Source organism: Pseudomonas putida (assembly GCF_030159595.1).
GTDB lineage: Bacteria > Pseudomonadota > Gammaproteobacteria > Pseudomonadales > Pseudomonadaceae > Aquipseudomonas > Aquipseudomonas putida_AC.
Window position 1 is genome coordinate 93,964 of record NZ_BSKJ01000012.1, and the last position, 13,526, is coordinate 107,489.

The following is a 13,526-nucleotide window of genomic DNA, read 5'->3' on the forward strand; positions in this document are numbered from 1 at the left end:
CTCGGATCTCCAGTTCATTCGTCCACGCGGACTTCACGGAACATGCCCATTTCCATGTGGAACAGCAGGTGGCAGTGATAGGCCCAACGCCCCAAAGCATCCGCAGTCACGCGGTAGCTTCGTTTTGAGCCAGGCGGCATGTCGATGGTGTGCTTGCGCACCCTGAAGTTGCCGTCCTCATCCTCCAGGTCGCTCCACATGCCATGCAGGTGGATGGGGTGAGTCATCATGGTGTCGTTGACCAAGGTGATACGCAGGCGCTCCCCGTATTTGAGGCGCAGCGGCTCGGCATCGGAAAACTTGACCCCGTCGAACGACCAGGCGAACTTTTCCATGTGGCCTGTGAGGTGCAACTCGATGGTGCGGCCAGGTTCTCGGCCGTCGGGATCAATGAAGGTGCTGCGCAGGTCCGCATACGTCAGTACACGGCGGCCGTTGTTACGCAGCCCGATACCCGGGTCGCTCAGTTTCGGCATCGGGCTCATCGTCTGCATGTCGACCAAGGGGTTGTTGGTCTCTGAGTCAGGATGGCGCTGCATGGCTCCACTCATGCCGGCCATGCTGCCGTGATCCATGCTGGCCATGCTGCTATGGTCCATCCCCGCCATGCCGCTGTGATCCATACCCATGTCACTCATGGAAATCAGCGGGCGTGGGTCAACAGCTGGAACCGCCGCTTGCAAGCCTTCGCGGATAGCCAAGGTGCCCCTGGCATAACCGGTGCGGTCCATGGATTGAGCAAAGAGGGTGTATGCCTGCTCATCTTCGGGCTCGACAATCACATCGTAGGTTTCAGCAACCGCGATACGGAACTCGTCGACCGAAACCGGCTTCACATACTGCCCATCCGCCGCAACCACCGTCATCTTCAGGCCGGGAATACGCACGTCGAAATACGTCATGGCGGAGCCGTTGATGAAGCGCAGGCGGACTTTTTCGCCAGGCTTGAAAAGCCCCGTCCAGTTGCCGCCCGGTGCCTGGCCGTTCATGAGGTAGGTGTAGGTGTATCCGCTCACGTCCGCGAGATCGGTGGGGCTCATGTTCATTTCGGCCCACATCGTGCGATCAGCCACCGCAGCGGACCAGCCCATTTCGCCCACGTCGTTGACGAAATCACCCACCGTCCGTTTGTGGAAGTTGTAGTAGTCAGACTGTTTCTTGAGCTTGGACAGCACCCGGGCAGGGTCTTCATCCGTCCAGTCGCTGAGCATCACCACATAATCCCGGTCATAGGTGAACGGCTCGGGTTCTTTCGCATCGATGACCAGCGCGCCGTACACCCCAACCTGTTCCTGGAGGCCTGAGTGGCTGTGGTACCAGTAGGTGCCGTTCTGATTCACCTTGAACCTGTATTCATACAGGCCATCCGGGGCGATGCCATGGAAGCTCAGGCCAGGCACACCATCCATGTTGGCCGGCAGGATGATGCCGTGCCAGTGGATGGAGGTGTCCTGCTTCAAACGGTTGCGCACGCGAAGCGTAACGGTATCGCCTTCGCGCCAGCGAAGCGTTGGGCCAGGTAAAGAGCCGTTGATTGCCATCGCTGTGCGCGTTGTGCCGGTGATATTGACCGGCAGTTCACCGATGTAGAGGTCAAAGTCGCTGCCTGTCAGCACGTTTGGCTGGCCAGGGCTGGTCAAGGCCCACACCGGCGTGCGCCACATGCCCAACCCGCCGAGCAGTCCGGTAGCGGCCAGGCCTTTGACGAAGGTGCGTCTTGTGGTTTTGCTTTGCATGCCGTTGCGTCCAGTCGTGTGGAGTGCGGATATCCCGGCTGCTGGTTGTCGCAGCCCACGACCAAACTAGCGAGTTGCCGCTGTCAGAAAACTGAGTTCGACATTACTTTTCCGTCAGCTTCTTGAAGGAGGGAGGCAGGCGGCAGAGGGCTTGGGATGGCTTTCGGCGAGGCATTAAAAAGCCGGCTTGTGGCCGGCTTCTCGGGGACGCTTCCGACTAATTTATGGTAAGCCGCAATCGCCTTAACTGTGTGGCCATCAAGGGCCTGAAAGAGGTGGCAGATGCCCGTGTGGGATATCGCCAGAGCCCTCTGGACCGCGGCTTGCGCCGGTCGGGGCTGAATGTGCCGCGTAGCATACAAGGGCACGCGCAGGATGCCCAGCAAAAAATGGCACAGGGTGTTTCAGCCAGGCCGCTGTTGGCGGAAATGCGACCAGTGAAACACCCAGCCAAGAATTTCCAGGCCCTGCGCCTGGCGTTGCGCGGGGGTGTAGCGTTCGACCGCGTAGTTGCGCCGGTCATGGCTGTGCAGGTACAGCGTACCGTGCTGGCCAAGGCTGAGGTTGTTCACCCTGAGCATGCCGTTGTGCAGCAGGGCATAGGTTTCGCCCTCGACCACTCGGGTCATGCCCAGGTCGATGGCCAGGCTGGCATTCAGCGGAATCAGTGGCAGCATGTTGCTGGCCGGCATCGCCAGGCAGATCGCATTGGCAGCATGCACACCCAGCCCCCTCAAGGCTTTTGCCGGCAGGCGCAGGTGTTTGCTGGCCTCCGGCGACAACAGGCCTTGGTGCAGGTGGTAATAAGGTACCTTCACTACCCGGCCATGCTCTACCGACAGCGGGGAAGGCGGGTTGACGGGCGTCGGCCGGGGCGCGCCGTTGCGTAGGATCGGGTTGGGATGTTTGGGACCTTCCCCGGTGCGCAGCCAACGGCGGTGCACACAGAACAAGTCGGCCAGTTCGTCCAGCCGGGCCAAAGGCACACCACGTTTGAACCAGTTGTTGACGTGCTGCGGTGTGACGCTGCGTTGGGCGGCAAAATCGGAAGGGGTCAGGCCACATTCGTGGAGCAGGGCTTTGAGGCGGTCACCGGAAGTGTTCATGGCGATGAGTGTAGCGGCGGGGGTGCCAGCAAGGATATGAACCGGGTGTTGACGGGGGTTGTACGAAAAGAGGTTGTTTGTAGGAGGTTGATGTAGGACTGCGTAGGATCTATTACCAGCAACCCGTGCATCGCCCATTCAGGCATAAAAAAACCCCGCCAAGGCGGGGTTTTTCCTGCAACCGGTATCAGCCCTTGTAGGCAGCAACCGATTTGGTGATCGCGGCACGGGCGGCGTCGGCGCCTTCCCAACCTTCGATCTTGACCCACTTGCCCTTCTCGAGATCTTTGTAGTTGGCAAAGAAGTGCTCGATCTGCTGGATCAGCAGGGCTGGCAGGTCGGTGTATTCCTTCACGTCAACGTACAGCTGCGACAGCTTGTCGTGAGGAACCGCGATGACCTTGGCGTCGCCGCCGCCGTCGTCGGTCATGTTCAGCACGCCAACCGGACGGGCGCGGATAACCGAGCCTGGCGCTACCGGGTAAGGGGTAACTACCAGCACGTCCAGCGGGTCACCGTCGTCAGCCAGGGTGTTCGGGATGAAGCCGTAGTTGGCTGGGTAGAACATTGGGGTAGCCATGAAACGGTCGACGAACAGGGTGTCGCTGTCCTTGTCGATCTCGTATTTGATCGGCGCGTGGTTGGCCGGGATCTCGATGGCGACGTAGATGTCGTTCGGCAGGTCTTTGCCCGCCGGAATCTTGCTGTAGCTCATTGGGCAGTGCCCCCGTGTTTGACCAAAAAAGTGGCGGCGATTATAGGCACATTCTGCCGGGGCATGCCACGCCTGGCCTGATGTGCGGCCCCGTCAGGCGTGGCTTTCGCGGTATTCAGGGTGTTCTGCCTGCAGGCGGCGCAGGCGCGCCAGCGGGTCTTGCCGGTAGAACAGCGACAACTGGCGGTAGACCAATGGATAAGCCTGCTGCAGCAGGTCGGGGGCACTAAAGAAGTATTCGCTGGTGACGGCAAAGAACTCTGCCGGGTTTTCCGCAGCGTAGGGGTCGATGGCGGTTTCGGCGTCGGGGTTGGCGTCCAGCTGGCGGTTGAGGTCGTCGTAGGCCTGCTGCATGGCCGTTGCCCACTCATCCACCAGCATGCCGCTGTGCAGCGGCGGCAGGCCGTTGGCATCGCCGTTGAGCATGTCGAGCTTGTGCGCCAGCTCATGGATGACCAGGTTGTAGGCCTCCCAGCCGCCACTGGCCAGCACGCCGTTCCAGGCCAGGATGATCGGCCCCTGTTGCCAGGCTTCGCCGCTGTGCTCACCGTCCCAGACGTGCTCTACGCCACTGGCATCGCGGTGGCGCTGGGGGCTTTTGAAGTCGTCGGGGTACAGGATGATTTCGTGGAAGCCCTGGTACCAGTTCAGCTCACCCAGGTGCAGCAGCGGCAACTGGGCCTGGGCGGCCAGCAACAGGCGCTGCTCGTCGTCCAGTTCGACGCCGGGCAGGCAGGTGAGGTGCTTGTCGAGCAGGAACAGGATGCAGGCTTCGCGCAGCCAGTGGTCTTCGGCGTCACTGATGCCGTCCAGCATTGGCAGGCGTTCGCGTACGGCCTGCCATTGCTGCGGTGTTATCGGGTAACGCGCCAAGGTGCGCTTGCGCCGCCAGGCGCTGAACGACCACATAGGTGTCGATCAGTGAGCCTTGGCCGCACGGCCCAGGCGGCCACGCAGCAGCCCGAGGATCATCGGCACCAGCGACAGCACGATGATGCCCACCACCATCAGCGACAGGTGCTGCTTGATGAATGGCACGTTGCCGAAGAAGTAGCCCAAGGTAACCAGGCCGCCGACCCACAGCAGCGAACCGGCAACACTGAAACCAAGGAAACGTGGGTAATGCATGTGCGCGATGCCGGCGACAAACGGTGCGAAGGTGCGCAGGATGGGCAGGAAACGCGCCAGGGTCACGGTCTTGCCGCCATGGCGTTCATAGAACTCGTGGGTGCGCTGCAAGTAATCGCGGCGGAAGATCTTCGAGTTCGGATTGTTGAACAACCGCTCGCCGGCCGTTCGCCCTATCACATAGTTGGTGCTGTCACCCAGGATTGCGGCGGCCATCAGCAGGCCAGCCAGTAACACAGGGTCCATACCGCCACCCGCCGCTACGGCACCGGCGATGAACAGCAGCGAATCGCCCGGCAGGAAGGGCATCACCACCAGCCCGGTTTCACAGAAAATGACGGTGAACAGGATGGCGTAGATCCAGGGACCGTAATTGGTGACCAGCAGATCGAGGTAGGCATCGAGATGCAGGATAAGGTCCAGCGGGTTGAAATCCATGTACAGCACCTGTGTTCTGGGGCGTAGGCTCGGTTACCTGGGGATGGGTAAATTTTCACACATGACAGGTGGGGCATTATACGGCTAAGTCGCGAACATGCCCGGGGAGTTTGTAGCGGGGGGTTACGGCAGGGGTATTCCTGTACCGGCCTCTTCGCGGGTAAACCCGCTCCCACAGGGATCTCACCAACCTTGAAGGCAGCGCTTTACCTGTGGGAGCGGGTTTACCCGCGAAGAGGCCGGTACAGTCAATCCTGGCTGATCGGCAGGATGTAGCTCTTGAACTCGGTATCTTCACGAAACCCGATGGATTCGTAAGTCTTGTGCGCTACCTCATTGTCCGCGCTGGTCGAAACCCGCATGCGCACGGCGTTGGTCTCCTTGGCCATTTTCTTCGCCTCACGCATCAGGTGGTCGGCCACCAGCATGCGCCGCGAATCTTCGGCCACATAGATGTCGTTGAGTATCCACACCCGCTTCAGCGACAGCGACGAGTAGCTGGGGTACAACTGGCAGAAGCCCATCAGCTTGCTGTCGTCATCATCGGGTAGCGCCAGGTAAATCACCGATTCATCCCGTTTCAGGCGCTTTTCCAGAAAGCTGCGCGAGCTGTCGGGGTAGGGCAGCTGCCCATAGAACTCACGGTATTTGACGAACAATGGCGTGAGCAGGTCGAGGTGTTCCAGGGTTGCCTTGATGATGCGCATGTGCGGCCCTCAGAGTCCATTTAGGGAAACAGCGGAATGCCTGCAGCGTTCAAGGGCATGCTGCCCAATGCGCGTCACAAGTGCAATCCGCCTTCCGTGACATGTTTTTTACCCTTTGCCGAGCAGGAAGTTACCTTTCTGGTTGGCGCTGTCTTCACTTTCCAGGCTATGGACCTCGGCTTCGTCCTTCAAATTCACCCCGGAAAGCTGGCGTTTGCAGGCTTCGCGCATCAAGTACAGCAAGCGGTGCGCCGCCATGCCATAGCTCAGGCCCTCCAGACGGATGTTGGAAATGCAGTTGCGGTAGGCATCGGTCAGGCCGACCTTCGGCGCGTAGGTGAAATACAGGCCCAGGCTATCCGGCGAGCTGAGCCCTGGGCGTTCGCCGATCAGCATCACCGTCATCCGTGCGCCCAGCAATTCGCCGACCTCGTCAGCCACTGCCACGCGGCCCTGCTGCACGAGCACCACAGGGGCGCTGGTCCAGCCGTCAGCGGCCGCTTGCTCCTCGAAACGGTTCAGAAAAGGCAGGGTGTGGCGATGAACCGCCAGCGCCGACAGGCCGTCGGCGACCACGATGGCCAGGTCGACGCCGCCGGGGTTGGTCTGGGCGTGCTGGCGCAGGGTCGCAATCGAGTCTTCGTTCAGCCGCCGGCCCAGGTCCGGGCGCTGCAGGTACTGGTGGCGGTCGCTGGCGGCACTGTGCAGCACCAGGCTGTCACGCCCGCGGTCACTCATCTGGGTCGCCAGGCCGGCGTGGTCGAAGGCCAGGTGCACGGCATCGCGGGCCTGGGCATGGGCGAACTGGAAGTCCAACTGCGCGCCGGTCGGCAGGCTGGTACCGGCGCGGCCCAGGGCGATACGCGCCGGGGTCAGGTTGCGCAGGGCCAGCCAAGGGTTATCGGGGGTAGGCGTGTGATGGTCCATGGTCATCCCTATGCAAGCTGTGCCAAGGCCTGGCGGAAGGCCGGCGGCAGGTTGTCACCAAAGCGCACCCGGCCATCGGCCTGGGTGAAGATGCCGGTGCGGGCCAGCCACGCTTCGAATTCCGGCCCGGGCTTCAGGCCAAGGGTCTGGCGCGCGTAGAGCGCGTCGTGGAACGAGGTGGTCTGGTAGTTGAGCATGATGTCGTCGGAGCCGGGGATGCCCATGATGAAGTTGATCCCGGCCACACCCAGCAAGGTCAGCAGGGTGTCCATGTCGTCCTGGTCGGCTTCGGCGTGGTTGGTGTAGCAGATGTCGCAGCCCATCGGCACACCCAGCAGCTTGCCGCAGAAGTGGTCTTCCAGGCCGGCGCGGATGATCTGCTTGCCGTTGTACAAGTACTCCGGGCCGATGAATCCGACCACGGTATTGACCAGAAACGGCTTGAAGTGGCGAGCCACGGCATAGGCGCGGGTCTCGCAGGTTTGCTGGTCGACGCCATGGTGGGCGTTGGCCGACAGTGCGCTGCCTTGGCCGGTTTCGAAATACATCAGGTTTTGCCCGAGGGTGCCGCGTTTCAGCGACAGACCCGCCTCGTAGCCTTCCTGCAGCACGTTCAGGTTGATGCCGAAGCCGGCGTTGGCCGCCTCGGTACCGGCGATGGACTGGAACACCAGGTCCAGCGGCACACCACGGTTGATCGCTTCGATCGAGGTGGTGACGTGTGTCAGCACGCAGGCTTGGGTGGGGATGTCGTAACGCTGGATGATGGCGTCGAGCATTTCCAGCAGGGCGCAGATCGAGGCGATGCTGTCGGTGGCCGGGTTGATGCCGATCATGGCGTCGCCGTTGCCGTACAGCAGGCCATCGAGAATGCTGGCGGCGATACCGGCCGGCTCGTCGGTCGGGTGGTTGGGCTGCAGCCGGGTCGACAGGCGCCCGCGCAGGCCCATGGTGCCGCGGAATTGGGTAACTACGCGGATTTTCTGCGCCACCAGCACCAGGTCCTGCACGCGCATGATCTTCGAAACGGCTGCCGCCATTTCCGGTGTCAGCCCGGGCGCCAAGGCACGCAGGCTGTCTTCATTGGCCTCTTCGCTCAGCAGCCAGTCGCGCAGGCCGCCCACGGTCAGGTGGCTGACCGGTGCGAACGCCTGGGCATCGTGGGTATCGACGATAAGGCGGGTGACCTCGTCATCTTCGTAAGGGATCAGTGCTTCGTTGAGAAAGTGCGTCAGCGGAATATTGGCCAGCGCCATTTGCGCAGCGACGCGCTCGCCATCGTTGCTGGCCGCAACGCCCGCCAGGTAGTCCCCGGAGCGTGCCGGGCTGGCCTTGGCCATCACTTCCTTGAGGCTGTCGAAGCGGTAGACCAGGTGGCCAACCGTGTGTACGAAACTTGCCATACAGAATCTCCAGAGCCGCAGGTTGCCCTGCGGCGGGTGGCGGCAATCAGTGCAGAGCCTCTTCGGCTTTCTGGATCGCGGCGAATTCCTCTTCCGGTGTGCCCGCAACCAGGTGGTGGCGGCTGTAGAAAGCAAAGTAGGCAATTAGTACCGCATAGATCACTGCGGCGCCAATCACCACCCGTGGGTCGACCAGGAAGCCGGCCACCACGGCGATGCAGGCCAGCACCAGCGCCACGCCCGAGGTAAAGATGCCACCTGGGGTGCGGTATGGGCGCTCCATCTTCGGCCGGCGGATGCGCAGGGTGATGTGCGCGGCCATCATCAGCACATAAGACAGGGTAGCGCCGAATACGGCTACCAGAATCAGCAGGTCACCCTGGCCGGTCAGCGACAGGGCAAAGCCGATGATGCCGGGGATGATCAGGGCCAGTACCGGCGCCTTGCTTTTATTGGTTTCCGACAGCTTGCGCGGCAGGTAGCCGGCGCGGGACAGAGCGAAGATCTGCCGGGAATAGGCGTAGATGATCGAGAAGAAGCTGGCGATCAGCCCGGCCAGACCGACCAGGTTGACGAAGCCGCCCATCCAGGTGCTGCCACCGTAGGCTTTGGACAGTGCCTCGACCAGCGGGTTACCAGACGCTTTCAGTGCTTCGGAGCCTGCACCGCCGGGGCCGACCACCAGGATCAGCAGGGCGAAGGCCAGCAGCACCAGCATGGCACCGATCAGGCCGCGTGGCAGGTCGCGTTTGGGGTTCTTGGTTTCTTCGGCGGCCAGCGGGACGCCCTCGACGGCAAGGAAGAACCAGATGGCATACGGGATGGCCGCCCACACGCCGACATAGCCGAACGGCAGGAAGCTGCTGGCGCCCACCGCGTCCGTTTTGGCGATGTCGAACAGGTTGGCTGCATCAAAATGGGGCACCATGCTCACCAGGAACACGGCCAGGGCGATCGCAGCGATGGCGGTGATGATGAACATCAGCTTCAGCGCTTCACCCACGCCGAAGATATGGATGCCGATGAAGACGATGTAGAACGCCAGGTAGATCACCCAGCCACCGATGCCGAACAGAGACTCACAATAGGCGCCGATGAACACGGCGATGGCGGCGGGTGCGATGGCGTATTCGATAAGGATCGCCGTGCCGGTCAGAAAGCCACCCCAGGGCCCGAAGGCGCTGCGGGCGAAGCCGTAGCCGCCGCCTGCGGTGGGGATCATCGACGACAGTTCGGCCAGCGAGAAGCACATGCACAGGTACATGGTGGCCATCAGCAGGGTGGCGAGGAACATGCCGCCCCAGCCGCCCTGGGCCAGGCCGAAGTTCCAGCCGGCGTAGTCACCCGAGATGACATAGGCAACGCCCAGGCCGACCAGCAGCACCCAGCCGGCGGCGCCTTTTTTCAGTTCACGTTGCTGGAAATAGTCCGAGCCGACTTTTTCGAAGTCGACAGAAGAGCCTGCCGGCGAGCCGGCGGAATGATCGCTTGGCATAGATTCACCTGTTCTTTTTCTTGGTGGCCGGAAGGGTTCCGGGCCGATGGTGATGGGTACTGCAGGAAGCGAGCCAGAGCGGTTCGTGCACGCGAACCGCTCTGCTTGACGGGCTTAGAAGAAGCCCAACGGATTGATGTCGTAGCTCACCAGCAGGTTCTTGGTCTGCTGATAGTGATCAAGCATCATCTTGTGCGTCTCACGCCCAACCCCCGACTTCTTGTACCCGCCAAACGCCGCATGCGCCGGGTACAGGTGGTAGCAGTTGGTCCACACACGACCGGCCTTGATCCCACGGCCCATGCGGTAGGCACGGTTGATGTCGCGGGTCCACACGCCGGCACCCAGGCCGAACTCGGTGTCGTTGGCAATTGCCAGGGCTTCGGCTTCGTCCTTGAAGGTGGTGACGCTGACCACCGGGCCGAAGATTTCTTCCTGGAACACGCGCATCTTGTTGTTGCCCTTGAGCAGGGTCGGCTGGATGTAGTAACCGGTGGCCAGCGAACCTTCCAGTTTCTCGACCTTGCCGCCGGTCAGCAGCTCGGCGCCTTCTTCCTGGGCGATCTGCAGGTACGAGAGGATCTTCTCGAACTGTTGCTGCGATGCCTGGGCGCCAACCATGGTGTCGGTGTCCAGCGGGTCGCCGCGCTTGATCTGCAGCACCTTCTTCATCACCACTTCCATGAACTGCGGGTAGATCGACTCCTGTACCAGTGCCCGCGACGGGCAGGTGCACACCTCGCCCTGGTTGAAGAACGCCAGCACCATGCCTTCGGCCGCCTTCTCGATGAAGCTCGGCTCCGCTTGCATGATGTCTTCGAAGTACACGTTCGGCGACTTGCCGCCCAGCTCGACGGTGGAAGGGATGATGTTCTCGGCAGCGCACTTCATGATGTGCGAGCCAACCGGAGTAGAACCGGTGAAGGCGATCTTGGCGATACGCTTGCTGGTGGCCAGGGCTTCACCGGCCTCGCGGCCAAAGCCTTGCACGACGTTGAGCACGCCGGGTGGCAGCAGGTCGCCGATCACTTCCAGCAGCACGGTAATACCCAGTGGCGTCTGCTCGGCAGGCTTGAGCACCACGCAGTTACCGGCGGCCAGCGCTGGCGCCAGCTTCCAGGCAGCCATCAGGATCGGGAAGTTCCACGGGATGATCTGCCCGACCACGCCCAGCGGTTCGTGGATGTGGTAGGCCACAGTGCCTTCGTTGATTTCGGCGGCGCCGCCTTCCTGGGCGCGGATGCAGCCAGCAAAGTAGCGGAAGTGGTCAACCGCCAGCGGAATGTCGGCGTTGAGAGTTTCGCGGACCGGCTTGCCGTTGTCCCAGGTTTCGGTAATGGCCAGCAGTTCAAGGTTCTGCTCGATGCGGTCGGCGATCTTCAGCAGCACATTGGAGCGGTCCTGCACCGAGGTGCGGCCCCAGGCGTCGGCAGCGGCGTGGGCGGCGTCGAGCGCTTTATCAATGTCTTCGGCAGTGGAGCGGGGGAATTCGGCGATCAGTTTGCCATTCACCGGGGACGTGTTCTCGAAGTACTGCCCCTTGACCGGAGCTACGAACTCGCCACCGATGTAGTTGCCGTAGCGGCTCTTGAAGGAAACCTTCGCGCCCTCGGTACCGGGATGTGCGTAACGCATGGTGTGTCTCCTGGCTGTTATGGTTGTTGAGGAGTTGAGAAGCGTAGAGCAAAGGTTGGGCCAGCGTTTTGCACGCCAGGTAAATCAATGACTTGGATCAGTTGTTCAAGTGCTGTAAACAGCCGCTGTACCAGCCCCGGTACGCGCGGGGGTGACACTTTGTGCCATTTGCGACACGTCACAGGAGGGTGCATTGCAAAGCCTTCCCGGGTGGAGGATGCTGGCGGGACTCTCTATCTGCGGAGAACTACAACAAATGCAGAGCAATCATTTCAGTCGCCATGCCCAGCAAGTCCATACCGTTGCCCATGGTGGGGCCGGGGAGGGCGGCAGTGACCCGTCCATCGCCCGCTCCTGGCTGCGCTGCCTGGAGGACTACCACCTTGACCCTTCGGTGATCGAGGCGCCCGTGGTGCTTGAGCATGGGCGTTTGCTGGAAAGCCGCGAGCGCCTGCGGCAGGTGCTGCAAATTGCTGATCCTGAAATGAACAGCCTGCACCAGCAGCTTTCCGGGGCCGGTCATGCGGTACTGCTGACCGACGCCCGCGGGGTGATCCTCAATTGCGTCAGCGCGGCCACCGAACGGCGCAGCTTCGAGCGCGCCGGGCTATGGCTGGGCGCCGACTGGAGTGAGGCGCGCGAGGGCACCAACGGCATCGGCACCTGCCTGGTCGAACGCCAGGCGCTGACCATCCATCAGAACGAACACTTCCGTGGTCGCCACACCGGGCTGACCTGCTCGGCCAGCCCGGTGTTCGACCCGCATGGCGAGTTGCTGGCGGTGCTCGATGTTTCCTCGGCCCGGCCAGACGTTTCCCGGCAAAGCCAGTTCCACACCATGGCGCTGGTCAACCTGTCGGCGAAGATGATTGAAAGCTGCTATTTCCTGCGCCACTTCGAGCACCAGTGGCTGCTGCGTTTCCACCTGCAGGCCGAATCGGTCGGCCTGTTCAGCGAAGGCCTCCTGGCATTCGACGGTGACGGGCACATCTGCGCTGCCAATCAGAGCGCGTTGAACCTGTTGGGCAGTGTGCGCGGCGGCGTGCTGGGTAAAACCGTGGAGCGCTTCTTTGCCTGCAGCCACGATGAACTGTTCAGTCGTGCCACGCCCGCTGGCAGCACGGTCTGGCCGTTGCATACGCTGGACGGCCGCCAGGTGTTCGCCAGCCTGCGCGGCAAGGCCCGTGCGCCAGTGTGGTCGGTGCCTGTTGCCCAACCCTTGCCCATGCACCCGATGGAACCGGCCGTCTGCCTGCTCGACCCGGCTTTGCAGAACGAATTCCGCCGTAGTGTGCGGGTGTTCGAGCGTGACGTGCCGCTGTTGCTGCGTGGTGAAACCGGTTGTGGCAAAGAAGCGTTTGCCCAGGCGGTGCACCAGGCCAGTGGGCGACGCGGCAAGCCGTTCATCGCCATCAACTGTGCGTCGATCCCGGAAAGCCTGATCGAGAGCGAGTTGTTCGGTTACCGAGGCGGCAGTTTTACCGGCGCACGCAAAGAAGGCATGCGCGGCAAGCTGCTGCAGGCCGACGGCGGCACCCTGCTGCTGGACGAGATCGGCGACATGCCGCTGGCTTTGCAAACCCGCCTGCTGCGGGTACTGGAGGAGCGCCAGGTGGTGCCCATCGGTGGCGAGCCGCAAGCGGTGGATGTCCGCATCGTCAGCGCTACCCACCGCGACTTGCTGGAGCGGGTGGAGCAGGGCAGTTTTCGCGAGGACCTGTATTACCGCCTGAATGGCCTGGAGGTGGCATTGCCGGCGGTGCGTGAGCGCAGTGACAAGGCGCAGCTGCTGGACTTTTTGCTGCGTCAGGAGGCGCAGGGGCAACGGGTCGAGCTGGAGCCCAGTGCGCGTCAGGCGCTGCTGGACTTTACCTGGCCGGGTAACGTGCGGCAGATGCGCAACGTGCTGCGTACCTTGGTGGCACTTTGCGAGGATGCCCGAATCGAGTTCTCGGATCTTCCCGCTATCGTTCGCGAGGGCTTCGCCCTCGATCGCCGGCAAGCCAGCTCCCACAGGTACGGCACCAGGCCTGAGGGACGTGCAAACCCTGTGGGCGCTGGCTTGCCGGCGATAGGGCCAGTTGTGTTGGAGGATGCCGAGCGCCAAGCGCTGATGGCGACTCTGGAGGCAAAACACTGGCACCTGACCCGTGTCGCCGAGCATCTGGGCATCAGCCGCAATACCTTGTATCGAAAACTGCGCAAACACGGCATCACCCGGGCTGGCTGAGCGAAA

The 13,526-nt window shown here is 62.2% G+C and carries 11 protein-coding genes; 1 reads left to right on the top strand and 10 read right to left on the bottom strand.

Annotated elements, in window-relative coordinates:
* Nucleotides 1-14: 14 nt before the first annotated feature.
* The 10 genes from QQL85_RS23090 to exaC form a co-directional block, all read right to left on the bottom strand.
* Nucleotides 15-1,736, bottom strand: a complete 1,722-nt coding sequence (locus QQL85_RS23090; protein ID WP_284356765.1) for a copper resistance system multicopper oxidase — start codon at nt 1,734-1,736, stop codon at nt 15-17.
* A gap of 404 nt (nt 1,737-2,140) precedes the next feature.
* Entirely contained in the window at nt 2,141-2,842 is a 702-nt protein-coding gene (locus QQL85_RS23095) for a LexA family transcriptional regulator (RefSeq protein WP_284356764.1), read from the bottom strand.
* Nucleotides 2,843-3,029: 187 nt separating this feature from the next.
* The gene (ppa, locus tag QQL85_RS23100; protein ID WP_003255365.1) at nt 3,030-3,557 is read right to left on the bottom strand and encodes an inorganic diphosphatase; all 528 of its coding nucleotides are present in this window, start codon (nt 3,555-3,557) and stop codon (nt 3,030-3,032) included.
* 93 nt (nt 3,558-3,650) lie between these two features.
* Nucleotides 3,651-4,466 (bottom strand): zinc-dependent peptidase, encoded by an 816-nt coding sequence (locus QQL85_RS23105; protein ID WP_284356763.1) that lies wholly within the window; start codon nt 4,464-4,466, stop codon nt 3,651-3,653.
* Between the two features lie 9 nt (nt 4,467-4,475).
* On the bottom strand, nt 4,476-5,123 hold the full coding sequence (locus QQL85_RS23110) for a DedA family protein (protein ID WP_019472362.1): 648 nt from the start codon (nt 5,121-5,123) through the stop codon (nt 4,476-4,478).
* Between the two features lie 248 nt (nt 5,124-5,371).
* Nucleotides 5,372-5,830, bottom strand: coding sequence for a GNAT family N-acetyltransferase (locus QQL85_RS23115; RefSeq protein ID WP_016484718.1), 459 nt, complete (start codon nt 5,828-5,830; stop codon nt 5,372-5,374).
* Between the two features lie 108 nt (nt 5,831-5,938).
* Complete coding sequence (eutC, locus tag QQL85_RS23120) at nt 5,939-6,757, bottom strand: ethanolamine ammonia-lyase subunit EutC (RefSeq protein ID WP_284356762.1); 819 nt, start codon at nt 6,755-6,757, stop codon at nt 5,939-5,941.
* Nucleotides 6,758-6,765: 8 nt separating this feature from the next.
* Nucleotides 6,766-8,160 (bottom strand): ethanolamine ammonia-lyase subunit EutB, encoded by a 1,395-nt coding sequence (locus tag QQL85_RS23125; RefSeq protein ID WP_284356761.1) that lies wholly within the window; start codon nt 8,158-8,160, stop codon nt 6,766-6,768.
* A 46-nt stretch (nt 8,161-8,206) separates the two neighbouring features.
* The gene (eat, locus tag QQL85_RS23130; protein WP_284356760.1) at nt 8,207-9,655 is read right to left on the bottom strand and encodes an ethanolamine permease; all 1,449 of its coding nucleotides are present in this window, start codon (nt 9,653-9,655) and stop codon (nt 8,207-8,209) included.
* A 114-nt stretch (nt 9,656-9,769) separates the two neighbouring features.
* The gene (exaC, locus tag QQL85_RS23135; protein ID WP_284356759.1) at nt 9,770-11,290 is read right to left on the bottom strand and encodes an acetaldehyde dehydrogenase ExaC; all 1,521 of its coding nucleotides are present in this window, start codon (nt 11,288-11,290) and stop codon (nt 9,770-9,772) included.
* Between the two features lie 256 nt (nt 11,291-11,546).
* On the opposite strand from exaC, the gene QQL85_RS23140 reads away from it, so the two are divergent.
* The gene (locus tag QQL85_RS23140; RefSeq protein ID WP_284356758.1) at nt 11,547-13,520 is read left to right on the top strand and encodes a sigma-54-dependent Fis family transcriptional regulator; all 1,974 of its coding nucleotides are present in this window, start codon (nt 11,547-11,549) and stop codon (nt 13,518-13,520) included.
* Nucleotides 13,521-13,526: the final 6 nt, after the last annotated feature.

Coding starts and splice junctions, on each gene's coding strand:
- QQL85_RS23090 (WP_284356765.1), bottom strand. CDS start 1,736: ATGCAAAGCAAAACCACAAGACGCACCTTCGTCAAAGGCCTGGCCGCT.
- QQL85_RS23095 (WP_284356764.1), bottom strand. CDS start 2,842: ATGAACACTTCCGGTGACCGCCTCAAAGCCCTGCTCCACGAATGTGGC.
- ppa (WP_003255365.1), bottom strand. CDS start 3,557: ATGAGCTACAGCAAGATTCCGGCGGGCAAAGACCTGCCGAACGACATC.
- QQL85_RS23105 (WP_284356763.1), bottom strand. CDS start 4,466: ATGTGGTCGTTCAGCGCCTGGCGGCGCAAGCGCACCTTGGCGCGTTAC.
- QQL85_RS23110 (WP_019472362.1), bottom strand. CDS start 5,123: ATGGATTTCAACCCGCTGGACCTTATCCTGCATCTCGATGCCTACCTC.
- QQL85_RS23115 (WP_016484718.1), bottom strand. CDS start 5,830: ATGCGCATCATCAAGGCAACCCTGGAACACCTCGACCTGCTCACGCCA.
- eutC (WP_284356762.1), bottom strand. CDS start 6,757: ATGGACCATCACACGCCTACCCCCGATAACCCTTGGCTGGCCCTGCGC.
- QQL85_RS23125 (WP_284356761.1), bottom strand. CDS start 8,160: ATGGCAAGTTTCGTACACACGGTTGGCCACCTGGTCTACCGCTTCGAC.
- eat (WP_284356760.1), bottom strand. CDS start 9,655: ATGCCAAGCGATCATTCCGCCGGCTCGCCGGCAGGCTCTTCTGTCGAC.
- exaC (WP_284356759.1), bottom strand. CDS start 11,290: ATGCGTTACGCACATCCCGGTACCGAGGGCGCGAAGGTTTCCTTCAAG.
- QQL85_RS23140 (WP_284356758.1), top strand. CDS start 11,547: ATGCAGAGCAATCATTTCAGTCGCCATGCCCAGCAAGTCCATACCGTT.